We start from the raw sequence: 20,306 nt of genomic DNA on the forward strand, positions 1-20,306 counted from the left end.
TATTAAAAATCAGTGGGTTTAGAATCCTTATTCAGCAAATCGTCAATATCATCATTTGCTTTACTCTGAAGCTTGATGGTTCTACCCGAATCAAATTCTCCCGCACCTGTTGATTGAGAAGAGAATTTATTACCATACATCGGTTCTGCCGGCATTTGCCCAGGATCAAAATTTCCAAAATTCTCTAAGTCTGTGAACTTGGTGTATTTGCCAATGAATCTGAGTTTCACTGTATCCAAAGAACCATTTCTATGCTTGGCAATAATTACCTCACCTACCCCTTGGGTTGACATTCCTTCATCTTCAGTGATGCCATAATATTCCGGTCGGTAAAGGAACATTACCATATCTGCATCCTGCTCGATAGCTCCAGATTCCCTCAAATCTGATAATTGTGGTCGTTTATCTCCACCACGTGTTTCTACCGCTCTAGACAACTGGGAAAGTGCAATTACAGGAATAGCGAGCTCTTTAGCAATCTTCTTCAAGGCTCGGGAAATACTCGCAATCTCCTGTTCACGGTTTCCGCCATTTCCGCCTCCTTTGGAGTCACCTGACATCAATTGCAAGTAATCAATTACAATCATTTGAATGTCATGTTGTGCTTTCAGCTTTCGGCATTTTGCTCTTAATTCCAAGATGGAAAGAGCCGGAGTGTCGTCTACAAATAAGGGAGCTTTTGAGAGCTTGGCTGTTTTGTGAACCAACTGAGCCCATTCATGCTCAGCCAATGATCCTTTTTTGATTTTTTCGGAGTCCAATTCAGCTTCTGAAGCTATCAGACGATTTACCAATTGAACAGATGACATTTCCAGAGAGAAGATGGCTACTGGACGACTATGGTCTACTGCGGCATTTCTTAGAACAGATAGAACGAAAGCTGTTTTACCCATTGCTGGACGAGCCGCGATAATTACCAAATCAGATTTTTGCCATCCTGAAGTAACCCTGTCCAATGCTGTAAACCCGGAAGGAACCCCCGTCAAACCATCCTTTTGATGTTTCTTAGACTCCATTTCAGCGATTGCTTCCCGCATGATGGACTTCATATCCGAATAGTTTTTTCGGATATTTTTCTCTGAAATTTCGAAAAGAGATTGCTCCATTTTATCCAGCAATTCAAAGACGTCGGTGGTATCTTCGAAAGCATCTTTTTGGATCTCTGAAGCTATACTGATCAATTCACGCTTGATAGCCTGCTCAGTGATAATCCTCGCATGGTATTCAATATTGGCCGCTGAGGCTACTTTTGAGGTTAATTCTGTCACATAAAAAGCACCTCCTGCTATTTCCAGGGCCCCATTCTTTCTCAATTGAGACGTGACAGTCAATAAGTCGATTGGCTGAGAATCGGTGAATAGGTCCAAAATCGCCTGAAAAATAACCTTATGAGCATCCTTGTAAAAAGATTCAACTTTCAGGATGTCAATCACATTGGTTAAGGCATCCTTTTCCAACATCAAGGCTCCCAAAACAGCTTCTTCCAAATCCACAGCCTGAGGAGGTACTTTTCCCAGGTTATTTGGATTATCGAAACTTGGCTTTTTTCGGGTGATTCTAGGGTTATTCGGCTTTTCGGTCATAGAACAAATGTATTCGCTTTAGTTCAAGAGTTTTGAACAAGTTTTCCAATACTTATCAACAAAAATCAATCCGATTGAATATCAGCGCTCTTTAAAATGAACACCATTTCTATATCCCCGGAACATACTGCAGAGCAAGGCCCAGGAAAAATGCCAAAGCATTTCGGAAAGTGGGATATTAAAGATTCGGAAACCTAAAATAGGTTCATTCAGCATCCCATAAGTATCCCAGAAATGAGGGAATAATAATTTGAAATTGATCAAATAAATCAAAAATGAAATCCCCAAAGTGGCAAAAGCTGAAATGATGGATATCCTTATCAAATCTGGTCTTTGAGTCCAAATATAGACAGACAGACAAAAGAAGGTCAAGAAGGTTACATAGCCTGAATGAATTCCAAGTCCAATGCTGAAAAAGGTTAGACTGGAGCAACCTAGAATAAAAAGGATAAACAAGTCCCGGTTTTTGGGAGGGCTAAATTTTTCCGTATCTACTTCTCTATTGGTAAAGGCTGAATGTATATAACCTCCAACTCCAAATAGGGCAAAGCCAATGATGAAGTCTTCTATGCTCGCTATCCCTTCACCCATGAGAGTTGGAGGTCTCCAATAATCCCTGAAATACCAAACTTCAGCGATCACACCCATGATTCCGCCGATAAATCCAACTTGAACCATCCCTCTTTTCCAGGGACTTTTCCAATAAACGAAAGCCCATGCAAGCATATACAGCAATGACATTGACAAATAGGCAAATCGGTCCTCGAGCATTTTCACAATCTTATTGAGGCGCGAAATTAACCAAAAACTTAATAGCTCAAAAAAATCAAGGATGCATTAACTTTATAAAGCTTTTCCTTTCAAAATCCTTTAAGTTTGAATTTTTAACACTAAACCAACAGCATGAAGAACTATCATTTTATAGCCATTGGAGGAGCTGTAATGCACAATTTGGCTTTAGCTCTAGTAAAGAAGGGATACCAAGTAACGGGTTCGGATGATGAAATTTATGAGCCTTCCAAAAGCAGATTAGCAAAGGCCGGGATATTACCCCAAGAATATGGTTGGTTCCCTGAAAAAATTCATTCTGGACTGGATGGAATCATTCTTGGAATGCATGCCAGAATAGATAACCCTGAATTGGTTAAGGCGAAAGAATTGGGCATTCCAGTTTTTTCTTTCCCTGAGTTTATATACAATCAAAGCAAAGATAAAAAACGGGTAGTGATTGCAGGGTCTCACGGCAAAACCTCTATCACTTCCATCATCCTGCATGTACTCAAAGATCAGGGAGTAGAATTTGATTATTTGGTCGGTGCACAAATTGAGGGTTTCGACCTAATGGTTCAACTCTCTGATGCTCCAATCATCATCATTGAAGGCGATGAATATCTTACCTCACCATTGGATAGAAGGCCAAAGTTTTTCCATTACAAGCATGATATCGCATTGCTTTCTGGTATTGCTTGGGATCATTTCAATGTCTTCCCAGATTTTGAAGAATATAAAGACCAGTTTAAACAGCTCATTTATCTCACTCCGGCAGATGGTGAATTGATCTATTGTATTGCTGATCCATTGGTCAATGAAGCAGTAGAAAGCAGTTCAATTCTGGGAAAGAAAACCCCATACGCTGCGCATCCAGCTAAAATTGAGCTGGGAAAAACCTATTTAGAGACCCTGGGAGGACCTGTTCCTGTTAAGATTTTCGGTGAGCACAATCTTCAAAATCTCCATGGTGCTAAAAAGGTATGCGAGTCATTAGGAATCAGTGAGCTGCAGTTTTATCAATCCATTCCTCTCTTCAAAGGAGCAGCCAAAAGAATGGAATTGGTCAAAGAGAAAGAAGACAGAGCCATGTACAGAGATTTTGCTCATGCTCCATCCAAATTAAAAGCAACTGCCAGCGCAGTAAAAAATCAATTTCCTGAAAGAAGATTGATTGCAGTTCAGGAATTACACACCTATTCTTCTTTAAATCAGGACTTTTTACCGAATTATGCTCATACAATGGACACAGCTGATGAGGCAATTATCTATTTAAATCCACATGCGGTAGCCCTCAAAAAGCTGAAGTTGATGGATGAAGAAACCCTGAGAAATGGATTTAAAAGGCAGGATTTACGATTATTTACCGATAGTCAGGAGTTAAAATCGTACCTTTTGAGTCTTGATTATAAGAATACCAACCTGCTTTTGATGAGTTCGGGAAATTATGACAACATGGACTTGGAAGGAATCAAGGCAAAATTTGATTAAAATGAATTTAAACTTAAAAAACTCAATTGCTTTTTTTGATCTGGAAGCTACGGGAACCAATGTAGGAACCGATCGTATCGTTGAAATCTCAATTGTTAAAGTACACCCCAACGGTGGCCAGGATATTTACACTAAAATCGTCAATCCAGGAATTCCAATTCCTTTGGAATCTTCTCTCATTCATGGGATTTATGACAAAGATGTCAAAGGGGAACCTTCTTTTAAGGAATTAGCCAAAGACATACATCAGTTTATAGGACATTCAGACTTAGCCGGCTTTAACGTTCTAAAGTATGACATTCCTTTGTTAGTGGAAGAGTTTCTGAGAGCAGGTATAGATTTCGATTTGGATAAAAGAAATCTCTTGGATGCGCAGAAGATTTTTCACCTGATGGAAAAGCGTAATCTGACTGCTGCTTATAAATTCTATTGTGGAAGAAAGCTGGAAAATGCGCATAGCGCTGAGGCAGATACACTTGCTACCCTGGACGTATTCCGAGCGCAAGTAGAAAGATATGCCGGTGAGGAAGTAGAAGACTTGCAAGGAAATAAGCTGGGTGTCTTTGAAAATGACATGAAAAAAATTCACGACTTAGTGAATGAAAAAATGGTAGATCTTGCCGGAAGGTTTATTTTTAATTCGGAAGGAGTTGAAATATTCAATTTCGGAAAGCACAAAGGCAAAACAATTGAGCAAGTGCTAAAAGAAGAACCTGGCTATTATGATTGGATGATGCGAGGAGATTTTCCATTAGATACCAAGCGAAAACTTACTCAGGTGAAATTGAGGGGTTTTGGTGCAAAATAAGTTTCAAAAAAAGGTAGTGAGTTCCAAAGATGAAAACTCACTACCTTTTTTTATCTATTTATTATAGTACTCTAAGGCTTTAGGCATATTCGCGTTTAATCGCTCTATCCTTCTATCTGGTCCAGGGTGAGTTGATAGAAATTCTGGTGGAGCTTCTCCTCCGGCAGCTGCCATTCTTTCCCAGAATACCGGTGCCTCTCTTGGATCATATCCCGCCATTGCCATGAATATCAAGCCCAATTCATCTGCTTCCAATTCATGTTTTCTGGAGAATTTCAACATTCCCAACTGACTTCCTATACCTACAGATTGTAGAAAAATCTGTTGCATCAAAGTAGGATTCTGTCCCATAGCTGCTGAAAAGACACTCAAACCTAAATTGGCAACCATTGCATTGGACATACGCTCTCGCGCATGAGAAGCAACAGCATGTGCCACTTCATGGCCCATTACTACGGCAATTCCTAATTCGTCTTGAGTTATAGGTAAAATCCCTGTGTAGTAAGCTACTTTTCCTCCAGGCATACACCAAGCATTTACTTGATCAGATTCGATCAGATTGAATTCCCATTCAAAATCATTAACCAATTCTTGATATCCCTCTTGAATCAAAAAGGCCTCTACAGCTTTTGCGACTCTATTTCCAACTTTCACGATCAACTGACCATCTTTGGTATTTGTAAGGAGCTTGCTCTCTTTTTTTACTTGTTCATATTGTTCATTAACCAAAGGCATAATTTCTTCATGAGAAACCGCAGCCAATTGCCTTCTGCCCGTAATTGGTACTTTGGCACAGGAGTAGACAAAGAACCCTAAAAGAAAAATGACTAGTAGTTTTTTCATAAGTATTAGTTTAAGCTTTACAATAAAATTCAAAAAGGATACCAAGGTTTAAATCAATGGTAAAAATTAGTACTTTAAGTGAAAATTTACATCATGGAAACTGTGAGTACTGCTGCTAATCTACACAAAGAGGCTTTGGAATACCAAAGAAAAATGACCAACCCTATCATCTTTTGGTTTGCAATGTTGGTCAAACTCCCTTCAGCTGTTTTTTGGAGATTAAAAATCAAGACATTGACAGTTGAAAAATGTGAAGTTACTATTCCTTTTTTCTGGAGAAGTCAGAATCCTTTTCGATCCATTTATTTTGCAGCCTTGGCTGGAGCAGCTGAACTAAGTACAGGTGCATTATGTCAATTAGCCCTTGCTGGGAAAGGTAAATTCAGCATGCTGGTAGTAGATTTTAGAGCTGAATACAGTAAAAAAGCAGATACCAAGATCACTTTTACATGTGATCAAGGATTAGAGTTGTTTGATTTAATTGAAAAAATGGGCGTAGGTGAAACCGATCAACTTACCATGATCTCCAAAGGTAAAAACCAAAATGGGGATGAGGTTGCCAGGTTTTATGTCACTTGGTCTTTCAAGCGAAAAGCCTAATAAGAAAGCATAGACTCCACCTCAAAAAATTCAAAAAGGCTTCTTTGCACCCGATCTTTGGACCAGTCTAAAAATTCATGGGCTTGATGAAACTGGTTGAATTTGATAATCATTTGATCCCATGAAGCCGAATCCAAATTATATTTGATTTTCAATTCCTGCTTAATTGAATCAGATTCAATAATCTCATAATACCCTGCCCTTCTGGCATGCCATATTTTTTTTTGCTCATATTCCCTTGCCAACCGCGCCTTTTTGGTAAAATATGAAATTGGTCCACTGATGGTAATTCCACCATTTGGATCATCGCTTTTTGTTCCCACGAGAACCTCTCCTTTTCTAGAAGGCAATTCCTCTTCATTTTCATCTCTTAATACCAACCTTCCATCTTTGAAGCGATAAGAATATGGCTTCTCCTTTACTTCAAAAGTCGGAAGAAAACGGGCTTTATCCTGTAACTCAATCAAGAAATAACGCTCAGCTGAAAGCACCTTTTTTTGACTGATAAATCCGGGAAAACTTATCAATATGGAATCACCCGGAAATGCCTTCACTGAAAAGTAACCTCTTGAATTTGAAAGTGAGTTATGATCTTTACCCATAACCTCTACTTTCACGCCCTCTAAATAGGCCTTATCATTGCTGTCCAGGATATTACCTGAATAGGTGATTTGTGCGCTTACCGAAAAGCTTAGCAACAGAAAGAAAAGAAGGGATAAAATTCTCACCTTGAAAAGTAAATAGGCGCTATCGATTTCTGAAAAATTGAGGGTTAAAAGTCCTTAATCCTTACTTAATTTCCAGTAACATGTCTGTTCCCAAAAATTCCGGGGTTTCCGTTCTGTACCAGGATCTGTTGGTTGGGATTTTCAAACCATCGTATTCAGTAAGTCTTTCCAAATAAATGATTTCTCCTTTTTTTGTTGCCTCATCCTTATAGAACTTATACGCTTCCATGGCATAATTTTGAGGGTCTAGGTAGAAATACCAAACGTCCTTTTCATAAGGAACCCTCACTACCAGATAAGATTTACCATTCGATTCTTCTTGCGTAACCTTATCATCGATTTGTGTTCCAGGGTCTTGCAATTTCATAGGTAATCCCCACAAATAAGTATAATAATTTCTCATACGGAAAGCTCTTTCAGCTTCAATCTGTCCTTCAAATACCTGAATTGAATCATTCCAAACCAAATAATGAAGCCCTTCTATTCGGTAAACCATTTTGGATAAGTTATTCTCGAAGGATACTTCATAAAACCTGGAGTCTCTTCCTACAGGAAGGCTATCCTGAATCACTAAAGTGCCCTTAAAATTTTTCCATTGATCCTTAGGATCATGAAACTCAATACTTTTCTTAATCAATTCATTTCCAGTTAATTCCAAATCACTCTTTGTATTACAAGAAGAAATAGAAATGATAAATATGAAGGAGAATAAAAACCGCATGACCTTTTTTTTACTAATCTACTTATTTTGGTGAGATGAATCAGCTTTTGACCAGAATAGCACCAACTCCAAGTGGGTATTTGCATTTAGGAAATGCCTATTCTTTTTTAGTCACGAAGGCAATTGCTGAGAAATTTGGAGCAAAAATCCTCTTGAGAATTGATGACTTGGATAGAGATCGATTCAGAGAAGAATACGTTCAGGATATTTTTGATTGCTTGGACTTTTTGGAAATCAATATTGATCAAGGGCCTAGGAACTTGCAAGATTTTCATCAAGAATGGTCACAAATTCACCGATTTGGGCTTTATGAGCAAGCATTGGAAAATTTGAGAGTGGACAAAAAAGTCTTTGCCTGCACTTGTTCCAGAAAGAAAATCAGCCAATTAGATTCCTCCGGTTATTATTTGGGACATTGCCTGGATCGAAAGATACCTTTACAAAGACCTGAAGTAGCCTGGCGACTAGATACCTTAGACGCTGATCTGATCAAATTAAAAGACATTCACGAGCGCATGCATTTCGAGGTGATTCCAGAAGATGTAGCCTTCTTTGTTGTTAGAAAAAAAGACCGACTTCCCTCCTATCAATTAACTTCTTTAATTGATGACATCCATTTTGGAGTTACTCTGATTGTTAGGGGAAAAGACTTGTATTCGTCCAGTATCGCTCAAACCTATTTAGCAGAGCAATTGAATCTATCCGCTTTTCAAGAGAGTCGATTTTTTCATCATGAGTTAATGAAAGGACCCAAAAAGAAAAAGCTTTCTAAAACCGATGGAGCTACATCTATTAAACAGCTTAGAGAGGATGGAAAGTCACTCAATCAGGTAATAGAAATAATTGGAGACTATCTGGGCAAACCTTTTCAAAATTACGATGACATCAAAAAAACAATCTCCTAAACGTCATCAACATCCAGGAGATTGAATTCTTAGAAGCCAAAATAAAGACTTTAGGATATTCCGATTAGATCAATCATGTAAGTAATATTTCTTTGATGAAGCGAGGGCAATGCACCTGAACTCATGGATGGAAACTTACACTTTTTCGATTTTCACTTATCCTTCAGCCTCTTTTCAATTATTTGTATTTAGCAGGCATATTCGGTGCTACCATAGATTTTTGAATGAATTGGCGGATATCTTCATTGGAAGTAGCCAAATCCTCAGCTCTCAAGTACATCATATGTCCAGATCTATAGCCTTTAAAAGAGAGTCTATCTGACATCTTGCCATTAGGGTCTATATGCCAAAGGCTATATTTTGCATTAAAGAAATCGGTTCCCCCATCAAAATATCCGGATTGAACCATCACGTGCAAATAAGGATTTTGACGCATTGCCTGGCCTAGATCATAGCCTGTATTTTCATTAGATCTGTCCCAAGGATGAACAGGCCCGAAAAGATTATAAGTAAGGTCTGACTTGAAACCCAATACGTTTCTTGCATAAATATTAAATGCAGGTGCAAAAGCATGATTCCAGCTAGTCAAGGCAGGATCAAAATCGTAGCGATCACCCGCTTCCATTCTGTCAAAACCTTTATATCTACTATCTAATCTACCGACAGTCATTCCTTCATCTCTCAATAGTTCTTTCCAGAAGAAGCTGGTTGGAACCATCAAATTATGGTCAAGAATTACTTCTTTGCTCAAACCTGAATAACGAGACATTTGTGTGGCAATTGCATCTCTTTCTTGTGCAGATAGACTACCTCCTTTCACCATAGCTGGAAGTACTTTTTCGATGGTATACTTTTCTACTTCCGGCAAAATCTCATCTAAATCTTTGCTCTGAAGTTCAGCAGGAAGCTGACCATGATACCAAGCGGTTGCTGCATAATAAGGAAGATAGTTAGCCATTTTCACCGGCCCTCCTCTGTCAATCCCCATATCAGTAGGTGAAACCAGAATCACTCCATTGAAATACATCCAATGAGCATTTTGTAATTGAGAAACCAAGCCAGCTACACGAGTAGTTCCATAGCTCTCTCCTATCAAATACTTGGGAGAGGCCCATCTGTTTTGTCTAGTCACAAACGTATTTACCCAATCAGCTAAATACTTGATGTCAGAGTTGATTCCAAAAAAGGTAGATCTTGGAGTCTCAGAGTTCAAAATTCGGGAATATCCTGTATTAACCGGGTCTACATAGACTATGTCGGCTACATCCAAGATCGAATGAGGATTGGATCTTGTACCATAAGGTTGCACTGGATAACCCTCATCATCAATATTCAATAATACAGGCCCTGTATAAGCCAAATGCATCCAGATTGACGCTGAGCCAGGACCACCATTAAACGAGATCACCAAAGGGCGGGTCGCTTTGTTGGTGATATCAGTTCGCTCGTAATAGGTGTAAAATAAGGAAGCTATAGGCTCTCCATTATCGTCCCATACAGGCTGAGTACCCGCAGTGGATTTATATGGCACCCTTTTTCCTTTGATGGTGACTTCATGTGTTTTTTCTACAGAGGTTTCAACAGGCAGTTTGCGTGTCTCCTGAGCCATCGTCAGGGAATAGCAAAGCATCAATGCCAATGAAAGGTATATTTTTCTCATGAGTTTAGTGATTTAGAAAGAAAGCTAAGGGGAATGATAAAATAAAGCAGGGCCTTTTACACCAGTGGACTCATCTTTTACTTTCACTAACCAATTTTGCGATGACCACTGCGGGATATAAAATCCCTACTGTGCTCAAAAACACAGAAAGCATTTTAGACATGATGTTTACTGGGTAAAGGTCTCCAAAGCCGACAGTGGTGAGAGAAACTAAACTGAAATAAATGTACTGAGCATAATCATCATCTAAGCCTTTCAAGTCCAGCTCTCCCGAAATACTGTTTCCTAAAGTCAAATGGATAATTTCAAAAACAAAAGCCCCTAGTAAGGCTACACACAAATACACATTAATTGCACCAATGACTCTATAAACATTAATCTCCCTATCCCTAAATAAGAGCCTGAGGTTCAGAAATATAAATATGGACATATTCAGTATACCTACAATTCTTTCTGTCAGGTAAAATTGAACTGGTAGGTCCGAAAATCTGAGAATCCTGAGCGTTAATTGAGTGAAGAATAATAAGGCTGTAAAAATTATTAAGAAGCGCTGCGTAGAAGACCAAATTCCTGTAAAAAACAAGAAAAGAAAAACCAAGTTCACAAAGATCATCTCCACATGACCATATTCTATTAATATGGGGAGAATGAAAATGGTAAACAGTAGAATCAGCAAAAGCAAGCCAAAACTACCGTCAGTCAACCAATATTCGGTAAAATTGGTAAATACTCTTTTTAGAGTTCTTTTTTTGAAATCTTTGACTTCCTGAAAACTTTCCTCCATTACACTTCAATAAATCCCTGAAGAACAGCAACTGCTTTTCCCCGTAATATCACTCGATCATCGTGTTTTTCCAAAAATAATTTCCCGCCTCTTTTACTAGCCTGATATGCTTTCAACTGCATCTTACCAGTTTTTTGATACCAAAAATCCATCAATCCGCAGTGTGCAAAGCCAGTTACAGGATCCTCAGGTACTCCCACGTTGGGTCCAAAAAACCTGGAAACAATGTCAAAGTCTCCATTCCCTGCGGCGGTAATGATAAAGCCTTCCTCGCTGTGAGCTGCAATCTCCATAAAATCAGGCTTGAGTCTTTTTACAGCCTCTGCTGACTCCAGTTCAAAAATCCAGTTCTTTCTCAATTGTGCAGCCGATATGATCTTTTCTCCGAATAGTTCACTTTTAAAATGTGGATGCAGATCTTCAAAAGTGGGGATCAAAGGGAAATTCATTTCCAATCCATCCTCATTTCCTATTACTCTCAATTCACCACTTAAGGTGTGAAAATGAATCGTTTCTCCTGCCTGGGCCCAACCTTTTTGAAGCATCCAAAATGAAGATGCCAATGTAGCGTGCCCACAAAGATCAATTTCCAAAGTAGGAGTAAACCAGCGTAGGGAAAAATGATTGGGATTCTCAGTTTTTTGCACGAAGGCAGTTTCACTCAGATTCATCTCCATCGCTATGGACTGCATCAACTCTTTTTCTAATGGTTCATCCAGCAAGCATACACCCGCTGGATTGCCTGAAAAAGCTTTTTCAGTAAATGCGTCTACAACAGCTATCTCTAATCTCATCAGTATCTTTCTTTTAGAATATTCAAATGGTGAATGAAATGTCCAGGAATAATCCAAAACAGGGCTCTCGGAGTGATGGTGTTTCCATTGGCTTCCCCTTTAAAATCCAAAACATCTTCACGAAGTGTTTGGATTAAGGTCATCAAGGCTTTTCTCTGAGCTTCAAAGTCTTTGATTAGTAAGTCAGACTGAACCGAACCAAAGCGGGCATTCAAAACATACGGATCCTGATCAAAGCCAGGTAAAGCCGATTTTTCACCTCTCGCAAAACACAATGCACGGAAAGTCATAATTCTTTCTGTATCTATCACATGACCCAAGACTTCCTTGGGTGACCATTTTCCACTTTGGTAAGGATGGTCAGACCAATTTTCAGGTTTGGATGCAAATAAGCTTTTCAAGTCTTCAATTTGGCTTTCCACCAACTCGCAAAAAGGAGTTTCCGGAACCAAGTCCATATAGGTAGAATAATAAGCAGGGTATTCGCCTTTGTTGGGAAGTAAGAAGGTGTTCATGTAAAATTATACTGTTATTTTAAAGTCTGAGGGTAAATTTAGGCTTAAGCAATTAATCAACCTTACCATGCGTAAAATTTTATACACCCTACTGTTGGGGATTTTTTCCCAGCAGATCATTGCACAAACATTAATCATCCGAAATCCTGAAATAGACCAAATGGTTCAGGAAATTTCTTCGGATACTTTGGAATCCTATGTGAGAAAACTGGCTTCATTTAATTCTAGACATACATTAAATACCGATGCTGTAAATGGAATGCCTGCTGCTCAGAACTGGGTACTTTCTAAATTTAATCAATTTGCCAAAAACTCATCAGGTAGAATGAGTGCAGAAATCGAGCGTTTTACAATTCCTGCTGATGGAAGAAGAATAGAAAAGGACTCCCCTGCTGCTAATGTGGTGGCTACAATAAAAGGCACAGATCCAAACGATAACAGGATATTTATCATCTCCGCCCATATGGATTCACGAAATAAAAATGTGATGGATCCCGATAATCAGGCTCCTGGAGCCAATGATGATGGAAGCGGTACTGCGGCTGTGATTGAATTGGCAAGAATCATGGCTTCACATTCTTTTCCTACCACCATCAAATTTGTGGCATTTACAGGGGAAGAGCAAGGTCTTAAGGGTGCAACCTACATGTCGGATAAAGCCAAAGAAGAAGGTTGGAATATCTCTGCAGTACTCAATAATGATATTGTAGGGAATAGTGAATCATCCGGAACATTGATCAAAGACAATCTCAAAATGAGAGTTTTTTCAGAAACTATTCCGGTGGCTGAAACTGAAAGAGAAGCTTCCATCAGAAGATATACTGGTTCGGATAATGACTCTGACTCCAGACTTCTAGCAAGATATATCAAGGAGCTTGGTGAAAGATATGTGGACCAATTTGAAGTTAAATTGATTTACAGAGCCGATAGATTCTTAAGAGGTGGAGATCAGACAGCTTTTGCCAGAAACGGTTTTACCGCTGTTAGAATGTCGGAAATGAATGAAAACTTCTACTATCAGCATGAAAATGTCCGTGTTGAAGATGGTATACAATATGGTGATTTGCCTGAGTTTATGGATTTTGAATATTTAAGAAAGGTTTCAGGAGTTAATTTAGCGTCCTTAGCAACCTTGGCCCATTCAGCCGGAAAACCAGAAAATGTGAGAATTGATGTGAGAGGATTGAGTAACCATTCCATCTTGGTTTGGGAAGCTCCGAAAGTTGGTAAAGTTAAGGGTTATTATGTCTTGATGCGTGAAACCTCCTCCCCCGTTTGGGAAAAGAAATTTTTCACCACAGATACCAACCTAACATTACCATACTCCAAGGATAATTATTTCTTCGCTGTTCAGTCTGTTTCCGAAAAAGGTGCTGAAGGGTTACCCGTATTTCCTTCTCCTTTGACCAGATAGAGGGAAAATTTAAATGCGATATAAAACCTATTTAATTAAATCAATTCTAAATTTCTTGTACAAAAAGCAATTTTGGAACCTTGGTACCTAGAAATGGTTAATTTGGTATAAATAACATCGCTATGAAATGCCCATGATAATATCTTCTAGCTCAGGTGGATGATAAAACATGGCATTCCATCTGACCTCTAAAAAACAAATTATAAACAGATGAAACAAAAGGAAATAGTCACATTGCAGCGTTCCTTGCTGCACGACACAGAAGCATTACTGAACAAGCAGATTGAGATGGAGGGTAAATCCTCTGCCTACTATCTATCAATGGCATCTTGGTGTCATATGATGGGTTACGAGAATGCTGCAAAGTATCTTTATACCCATGCTGATGAAGAAAGATTGCACATGATGAAAATCTTTCAATATGTGAATGAGGCAGGAGGACATGCTATCCAACCCGAGATTACTGGAATCAGAAATCATTTCAATTCCTTGAGAGAAATCTTCGAATTGATTTTGGAACATGAAATCAAAGTGACCAAATCTATCAATTCGATTGTAGATCATGCCTTTTCTGCTAAAGACTTCGCCACTTTCAGCTTTATGCAATGGTACGTAACTGAGCAAAGAGAAGAAGAAACCATGTCCAGAAGAGCATTAGAGCTATTCGATATTATTGGAGAGGAAGGAATTGGTTTGTGGACCATTGATCAAGAACTGGGAAAACTTCACGCAGCAGCGCATGCGGGTGAGTAATTAATCACTGATAAAAAGATAAAAGCGACCCAATGGTCGCTTTTTTTTTATTAAGCAAGGCATATTTAAAAGCCATATTTAATTTTAAATAAATACATAAGACTAATAAACCCCTAGTAAAACATTGTTTCTTCGCTTTTTAAGCCAATATTTTTAATAAAATTCATTTTTTTAGAAGGTTCAAAATATAGCTCTAGTAAAAACAAATAATCTTAAATATCAACTTTAGAACCATTTGCATTTTTTGCCAAAATAGCCAGTCATTGTACTTAATTTCTGTTTCACGAAGGACTAAATGAGAGATAATTTTCATAAAAAAAATTATGAATACTTATCTCAAAGCTCCCAAAGCAATATCCATAGGCCCATGCCTTATCATTGGATTTTTGATTGTCTTTTCAATTTCAGGTATTGGTTTCTTGTTATCGGAAAACCAATTTTTAAGCAATAGTCTCTTATTTTCTTCAGGTTGGTTTTTCTGGACTTTTTTTGAATACTCAGTTCACAGATTCTTTATGCACGAATTGATTGTTCCGCAAGCAAAAAAGGATATCATCAATCACCGCTATCATCATAGAAATCCTCAGGATATCAAAATCAATCTAAAGCACAGACTTTTCATACTCCTAATTATTTCAATAGTAGCATTTTTCGCTTTTCAAATAGGTGGATTTATGATGAATCTACTGGGATTCCTAGTTGGACTATCTAATTACACTTTTCTGCACTACCTACTACACAGGCCAATTGGAGGTGTACTATTACCTAGAGTTCAAAGAAATCACATACTCCACCATTCTATTCGTCCAAATCACGGCTTTAGTTTTAGTACTGTCCTATGGGATTGGCTCTTCAACACTTTACCTCCCAAATCTGACATAGTCACAAAAAAAATGATGGAATTCTACTTCCAAGATTTACAAACCATAAAACAAAACCCATAATCCTATGAAAACTCTAAATCAAATCTCAAAAAAATTATTTGCAGCTGTCAGCTTGCCACTAATTTCAATCTCATGTGTACCTGTATTTTCCGATCTTCAGAGTGCAAGAACTTTAGGAAAAGGACAAGTAGAAGCGACTCCGTATTACACCATAACAGGATTAAATAATGAAGATAAAGGAGCTTCTCATTTTGGTGGAAATATCGGAGTGGGTCTAAGTGATAAAATAGATATCAGAGCGAAATATGAATCAAATTGGTTGAATGAAGAAGAAAATACCGCCGTCACAATTTTGGGAATCGGCCCTAAATTTTCCCTAATCCCTGATAGATTGGCATTTTTCCTTCCAGCAGGTGCCATGCTTCAAGAAGGTGAACTGGATTTTTGGCAAATTCATCCAACAGTTTTTTTCACTCAACCTATTGTAAAGGATCGTTTAGAATTTACCGTTGCGCCCAAATATCTGTTAAACATTTGCGAGGACTGTTCTGGAAATTTTGCCACAAACTTTGGTTTGTCAGCTAGTAAAGATTTCAAAAAATATGCTTGGCGGGCAGAGTATGGTAGAATCATTAGTAATGGTTCAGTTGGACAGTTCTCTTTAGGGTTTTCATTCTTTTTAATCCCAAAAAACCAAATTCCATGATGTACAGATAATCCTCCATTTTTCAATAAATGGAGGATCTTTTTTAAAAAGCTCTTTGCAGAATATTATTTTATTTTTAGCTAAATTCATAAAATCTAAATAATCTATCATGATTATTTAAAAAGATTATTTCAATGAATGATCCAAATCAACCTAATTTCACTCAAGTTTTATTTTTTCAAAACTTGAAGAACTCAATCCCCTCCTATTCCTCTTTGGTGGATGAAGTGGCGGAAGTTCTAAATGTCAGCATTGATAGTGCTTACAGAAGAATTAGAGGTGAAAAACTGCTGGACTTTGAAGAGATATACTTACTGTGTAAAAAATACAATGTCTCTATTGATAAACTGATCAGCTCTCAATCCAATACAATCGTATTCCAGGGTAAGCAAAATAATTTTGGAGAAGAAAATTTCCATTCCTGGATGGTAGATGTGTTGGCGCAATTAGAGATGGTGAATTCATTCAAAGAAAAGCATATTTACTTTTTACTTAAGGATATGCCTCCTTGGTACCATTACTATCATTCCGAATTGGCTTCATTCAAGTTTTTCTTCTGGCAAAAGTCCATCCTTTTTAATGAGAATTTTAAAAATCAACAGTTTTCTCTGGATCGAATTGATAACACGGAATATTCTGATTTGACTCAGAGAATACTAAAAACATATAATAAAATCCCTACTACTGAAATATGGAATTTAGAGGGAATTAATACTACTTTAAGACAGATAGATTTGTATCATGATATGGGAGTAATTCCCTCTTCAAAGGACACTTTGAAGCTTTATCAGTGCGTGCTTGAAGTAATAGATCATTTATCTAAAATGGCAGAATATGGGAAGAAATTCCTGCCAGGACAGCTACCCAGTTCTGAGAATTCTGATTACAACTTTTTAGTCAATGAATTTGTATTAGGCGACAATACGTTTTTTGTCCAACTCGACGATATAAAAATTACCTATCTGAATTACAGCGTTATATTTTTTATTGGAACTTCTGATCCATTATTTAATGAAGGTATGTTCAGAAACCTTGAAAACCTGATTAAAAAATCCACTCAAATAAGCCAAGTTGGGGAAAAGGAAAGGCACCAATTTTTCAATAAACTCCGAAAAAAAGTCACAAATAGAATGGATCAATTAAATGTCAAGTGAAAATAAAAATCATTTGTTTTACCACTTGCTTAATTCTCATTATTTTACACGTCCAATCAAACACACGATTATATTCTTTTCAATCATTTGAATGAATGTACTCCAAGAAGCTTTACTTTATCAAAGCAATACGATTTGGAGTTGATATCTATTTGAAATAGGCCTTCTTCTACTTTCACAATCCTCGGAATAATTGCTGCTTTAAAAGTGGATTAAAATTCAAGTTTTTGAAAAAGTGATAATTAAAAAGAAATTCAATTCTCTAGAATTATGAAGATTTATAAAGCACTATCTAGTGTTTTCCTAATTAAACTCATTCTTTTAAGTAATTCTTGCTCGACGAGAAATACTGAAATAAGCGGTATAGATCAAGAAACAATCTTAAACCAATCTGTAGCACCCGAAAACACACCAGATGGAATGGTTTGGGTTCCTGGCGGAAAATTCACCATGGGTACCAATGATGCAGATGCTTATGATGCTGAAAAACCAGCAGTTCAAATCGAAGTACAAAGTTTTTGGATGGATGAGCACGAAGTCACTAATCAGGAATTTCAGAAGTTTACAAATGAAACTGGCTACCTAACTGTAGCCGAAAGACCAATTGATTGGGAGGAGCTGAAAAAGCAACTTCCCCCAGGAACCCCAAAACCGGATGACTCTGTCTTAGTGCCCGGTTCAATGGTTTTCACCCCTCCTCCCTTTCCTGTACCGCTTCAAGATATTTCCCTTTGGTGGAGCTGGGTCAATGGAGCCAACTGGCAACATCCGGAAGGGCCAGATAGCAATCTTGAAGGCAGAGAAAATCATCCTGTAGTTCATATCGCATATGAAGATGCAGTAGCTTTTGCTGAATGGGCTGGAAAAAGACTACCTACAGAAGTGGAATGGGAATTTGCGGCTAGAGGAGGAATCAATGGGAAGCGATTCGCTTGGGGTGATGAATTAATGCCCAATGGGCAATATTTAGCCAATACATTCCAAGGAAGCTTCCCCAATGAAAATTTAGGAAAGGACGGTTTCATAGGCACTTCACCTGTAAAATCCTTTGCTCCAAATGGCTTTGGCCTTTACGATATGATCGGGAATGTGTGGGAACTAACCAGTGACTGGTATGATGCACTCAAGTTTGCCAGAATTGCAGGAAAAGCACCCAAACTAGATGCCGGAATGAACCCGTGTTATAATCCAGACAATCCCTTTGCACAAGAAAGAGTGATTAAAGGGGGCTCTTTTTTATGTGCAGAAAATTATTGTGTCAACTACAGGCCCTCAGCAAGACAAGGTCAGGCTTTTGATTCAGGCACATCCAATGTTGGATTTAGATTGGTCAAAGATGTGGATACTAAAACTCTTAGTATGAATTAAACTTACATTCCAAAAATTAATAAAAGCTCCTTATTTTAGAGGAGCTTTCTTTTTTATGAAAAAACTATCCATAAGCCTGATTTTAACGGTTTTGTTCGCATCCCAAGCCTTTGCTCAATTAAAACCTGGTTTTGAAGCTGAAGAATACTTGCAAATTCTGGGTGTTTTTACCCATGGGCTACCAGACAGCACGAAAGTAGGTATACCTTCCCCAAAGGATTTTGAAAAATTATATGATTCACCCGTGGTAGGACTCGAAAACAAATGGAGTCTTTGGATCCAAGAGTCTGAGAAAATTGCTGTAATAGCTATTAGAGGAACAGTTCAGAGTCCTACGAGTTGGCTGGCAAACTTCTACGCTGCAATGATCCCTGCATCTGGATCCATGAAAATACGAGATGATTACACCTTCAAATATGATTTTGCGAAAAATCCCAAAGCCGCGGTTCATGTAGGTTGGACTTTTGCAACTGCAGCTTTGTCCGAAACAATGACACCCAAAATAGATTCACTGATTGCCAATGGATATCAAGACTTTATAATAGCAGGCCATTCTCAAGGTGGTGCCATAGCATATTTGGTTAGCGCAATGCTCAATGTTAAAAACCAATCAGGGAGTTGGCCCTCAAAAATTAGAGTTAAAACTTACTGCTCTGCCGCCCCTAAACCGGGTAATTTATACTTCGCCTATGATTATGAGTACATGAATCAAGGCGGTTGGGCCTTTAATGTTGTCAATGCTTCAGACTGGGTGCCTGAAGTTCCTTTTTCAGTCCAGACAGTTGATGATTTCAACAGCACAAATCCCTTCTCCGATGTTTCAGGAATCATCAAGGCCCAGAAATTTCCAAGAAACCTAATTTTCAAGAAGGTTTACAAGAAACTGGATAAGCCAACCAAAAAATCCACGAAAAATTTCCAAAAATTTCTTGGGAAGTATGCAGGAAAGCAGGTATTGAAACTATTCCCTGATTATGAATCTCCCGCTTTTTTCCCAAGCAATCACTTCGTGCGAGTAGGTAATTTCATTGTGCTTTTACCTGATGAGGAGTACAAAATTAAGTACCCTGATGAAGAAGGGAGAATTTTTAAACATCATATGTTTAACCCATATTATTTTCTTTTCAAAAAACAGTATTTGGATTAAGGATTCGGATATCCCCTTAAGATTCTTTGAATGTATTTGCCAACAATGTCAAATTCCAAATTGACAAAATCCCCTATTTCTAATTGATGGAAATTTGTGTGCTCGTAGGTATAAGGGATAATTGCAACTGAAAATCTTCCTGGTCCTGAATTAAAGCATGTCAGACTAGTTCCATTGATAGTGATGGATCCTTTTTCAACAGTCACATTGCCCGTTGCAGGGTCAAATTCTAAATCAAAAACCCAAGAACCATCTTGATCTTTGATATTTTTCACTACTCCGGTTTGATCCACATGACCTTGAACTATATGCCCATCAAACCTTCCATTAGCCGGCATACATCTTTCTAAATTCACCTTTTTACCCACCTTCCAAGCAGCTAGATTGGTTTTTTGAATAGTTTCATCAATCGCCGTTACCCTGTAAGCTTTGGGGTCTGTTCTTACTACAGTTAAACATACCCCATCATGAGCGACCGATTGATCAATTTTTAATTCAGAACAAATTTCTGACTCTAAGTCAAAATGAACATTTGAACCTTCTTTGGTAATATTTTGAATGACTCCGAATGATTCGATGATTCCTGTAAACATATATTTTCTTTGAACTGGCTTTCAGTGAATAAGCAATTTTTGCCTCTTGAGGTTTCAAATTAAGCCAAAATATCCTTTAACTTCGAC

At 38.0% G+C, this 20,306-nt stretch carries 21 protein-coding genes; 11 read left to right on the forward strand and 10 right to left on the reverse strand.

Annotation, left to right across the window (positions count from 1 at the left end; all coding sequences use genetic code 11):
* Nucleotides 1–2: 2 nt before the first annotated feature.
* On the reverse strand, nucleotides 3–1,583 hold the full coding sequence (gene dnaB / locus GYM62_RS07555; RefSeq protein ID WP_091650541.1) for a replicative DNA helicase: 1,581 nt from the start codon (nucleotides 1,581–1,583) through the stop codon (nucleotides 3–5).
* Between the two features lie 81 nt (nucleotides 1,584–1,664).
* Nucleotides 1,665–2,354, reverse strand: coding sequence for a lycopene cyclase domain-containing protein (locus tag GYM62_RS07560; protein WP_219958957.1), 690 nt, complete (start codon nucleotides 2,352–2,354; stop codon nucleotides 1,665–1,667).
* A gap of 132 nt (nucleotides 2,355–2,486) precedes the next feature.
* Here GYM62_RS07560 and murC point away from each other — a divergent pair, with 132 nt between their 5' ends.
* Both murC and GYM62_RS07570 read left to right on the forward strand, forming a co-directional pair.
* Nucleotides 2,487–3,842: a UDP-N-acetylmuramate--L-alanine ligase gene (murC, locus tag GYM62_RS07565; RefSeq protein ID WP_219958958.1), complete on the forward strand. Its 1,356-nt coding sequence runs from the start codon at nucleotides 2,487–2,489 to the stop codon at nucleotides 3,840–3,842.
* A gap of 1 nt (nucleotide 3,843) precedes the next feature.
* Nucleotides 3,844–4,650 (forward strand): 3'-5' exonuclease, encoded by an 807-nt coding sequence (locus tag GYM62_RS07570; RefSeq protein ID WP_091650943.1) that lies wholly within the window; start codon nucleotides 3,844–3,846, stop codon nucleotides 4,648–4,650.
* A gap of 54 nt (nucleotides 4,651–4,704) precedes the next feature.
* Here GYM62_RS07570 and GYM62_RS07575 read toward each other — a convergent pair whose 3' ends face one another.
* Complete coding sequence (locus tag GYM62_RS07575) at nucleotides 4,705–5,493, reverse strand: M48 family metallopeptidase (protein WP_219958959.1); 789 nt, start codon at nucleotides 5,491–5,493, stop codon at nucleotides 4,705–4,707.
* A gap of 93 nt (nucleotides 5,494–5,586) precedes the next feature.
* Between GYM62_RS07575 and GYM62_RS07580 the strand changes: the two genes are divergently transcribed.
* Nucleotides 5,587–6,093, forward strand: coding sequence for a DUF4442 domain-containing protein (locus GYM62_RS07580; protein ID WP_219958960.1), 507 nt, complete (start codon nucleotides 5,587–5,589; stop codon nucleotides 6,091–6,093).
* On the opposite strand, the gene GYM62_RS07585 is transcribed toward GYM62_RS07580, so the two are convergent.
* Both GYM62_RS07585 and GYM62_RS07590 read right to left on the reverse strand, forming a co-directional pair.
* Entirely contained in the window at nucleotides 6,090–6,821 is a 732-nt protein-coding gene (locus tag GYM62_RS07585; RefSeq protein ID WP_219958961.1) for a hypothetical protein, read from the reverse strand. The two genes, GYM62_RS07580 and GYM62_RS07585, sit on opposite strands and share 4 nt — an antisense overlap.
* Nucleotides 6,822–6,882: 61 nt before the next feature.
* Nucleotides 6,883–7,542: a DUF6503 family protein gene (locus GYM62_RS07590; protein ID WP_219958962.1), complete on the reverse strand. Its 660-nt coding sequence runs from the start codon at nucleotides 7,540–7,542 to the stop codon at nucleotides 6,883–6,885.
* A 35-nt stretch (nucleotides 7,543–7,577) separates the two neighbouring features.
* Between GYM62_RS07590 and GYM62_RS07595 the strand changes: the two genes are divergently transcribed.
* A complete protein-coding gene (locus GYM62_RS07595) occupies nucleotides 7,578–8,447 on the forward strand; it encodes a glutamate--tRNA ligase family protein (RefSeq protein ID WP_219958963.1) in 870 nt (289 codons plus the stop codon).
* 178 nt (nucleotides 8,448–8,625) lie between these two features.
* On the opposite strand, the gene GYM62_RS07600 is transcribed toward GYM62_RS07595, so the two are convergent.
* The 4 genes from GYM62_RS07600 to GYM62_RS07615 form a co-directional block, all read right to left on the reverse strand.
* Nucleotides 8,626–10,107 (reverse strand): S10 family peptidase, encoded by a 1,482-nt coding sequence (locus tag GYM62_RS07600; RefSeq protein WP_219958964.1) that lies wholly within the window; start codon nucleotides 10,105–10,107, stop codon nucleotides 8,626–8,628.
* A 70-nt stretch (nucleotides 10,108–10,177) separates the two neighbouring features.
* On the reverse strand, nucleotides 10,178–10,891 hold the full coding sequence (locus tag GYM62_RS07605; RefSeq protein ID WP_219958965.1) for a potassium channel family protein: 714 nt from the start codon (nucleotides 10,889–10,891) through the stop codon (nucleotides 10,178–10,180).
* Nucleotides 10,891–11,685, reverse strand: coding sequence for a PhzF family phenazine biosynthesis protein (locus GYM62_RS07610; RefSeq protein WP_219958966.1), 795 nt, complete (start codon nucleotides 11,683–11,685; stop codon nucleotides 10,891–10,893). The genes GYM62_RS07605 and GYM62_RS07610 overlap by 1 nt, the downstream gene beginning before the upstream one ends.
* Nucleotides 11,685–12,200, reverse strand: coding sequence for a DinB family protein (locus tag GYM62_RS07615; RefSeq protein ID WP_091650513.1), 516 nt, complete (start codon nucleotides 12,198–12,200; stop codon nucleotides 11,685–11,687). Before GYM62_RS07615 ends, GYM62_RS07610 begins: the two co-directional genes overlap by 1 nt.
* A gap of 67 nt (nucleotides 12,201–12,267) precedes the next feature.
* Here GYM62_RS07615 and GYM62_RS07620 point away from each other — a divergent pair, with 67 nt between their 5' ends.
* The 7 genes from GYM62_RS07620 to GYM62_RS07650 all read left to right on the forward strand — a co-directional run bounded on the left by GYM62_RS07620 (nucleotide 12,268) and on the right by GYM62_RS07650 (nucleotide 19,626).
* On the forward strand, nucleotides 12,268–13,614 hold the full coding sequence (locus tag GYM62_RS07620) for a M28 family metallopeptidase (RefSeq protein WP_219958967.1): 1,347 nt from the start codon (nucleotides 12,268–12,270) through the stop codon (nucleotides 13,612–13,614).
* 210 nt (nucleotides 13,615–13,824) lie between these two features.
* Entirely contained in the window at nucleotides 13,825–14,367 is a 543-nt protein-coding gene (locus GYM62_RS07625) for a ferritin (RefSeq protein ID WP_091650506.1), read from the forward strand.
* 323 nt (nucleotides 14,368–14,690) lie between these two features.
* Complete coding sequence (locus tag GYM62_RS07630) at nucleotides 14,691–15,311, forward strand: sterol desaturase family protein (protein ID WP_219958968.1); 621 nt, start codon at nucleotides 14,691–14,693, stop codon at nucleotides 15,309–15,311.
* Between the two features lie 4 nt (nucleotides 15,312–15,315).
* Nucleotides 15,316–15,957, forward strand: coding sequence for a hypothetical protein (locus GYM62_RS07635; protein WP_219958969.1), 642 nt, complete (start codon nucleotides 15,316–15,318; stop codon nucleotides 15,955–15,957).
* 185 nt (nucleotides 15,958–16,142) lie between these two features.
* Nucleotides 16,143–17,111, forward strand: coding sequence for a helix-turn-helix transcriptional regulator (locus tag GYM62_RS07640; RefSeq protein ID WP_255590616.1), 969 nt, complete (start codon nucleotides 16,143–16,145; stop codon nucleotides 17,109–17,111).
* 270 nt (nucleotides 17,112–17,381) lie between these two features.
* The gene (locus tag GYM62_RS07645) at nucleotides 17,382–18,479 is read left to right on the forward strand and encodes a formylglycine-generating enzyme family protein (RefSeq protein ID WP_219958971.1); all 1,098 of its coding nucleotides are present in this window, start codon (nucleotides 17,382–17,384) and stop codon (nucleotides 18,477–18,479) included.
* A gap of 55 nt (nucleotides 18,480–18,534) precedes the next feature.
* Nucleotides 18,535–19,626, forward strand: coding sequence for a lipase family protein (locus GYM62_RS07650; RefSeq protein ID WP_219958972.1), 1,092 nt, complete (start codon nucleotides 18,535–18,537; stop codon nucleotides 19,624–19,626).
* Here GYM62_RS07650 and GYM62_RS07655 read toward each other — a convergent pair.
* Complete coding sequence (locus tag GYM62_RS07655; protein WP_219958973.1) at nucleotides 19,623–20,219, reverse strand: riboflavin synthase; 597 nt, start codon at nucleotides 20,217–20,219, stop codon at nucleotides 19,623–19,625. The two genes, GYM62_RS07650 and GYM62_RS07655, sit on opposite strands and share 4 nt — an antisense overlap.
* Nucleotides 20,220–20,306: the final 87 nt, after the last annotated feature.

The organism is Algoriphagus sp. NBT04N3 (genome assembly GCF_019443765.1).
GTDB classification, from domain to species: domain Bacteria; phylum Bacteroidota; class Bacteroidia; order Cytophagales; family Cyclobacteriaceae; genus Algoriphagus; species Algoriphagus ornithinivorans.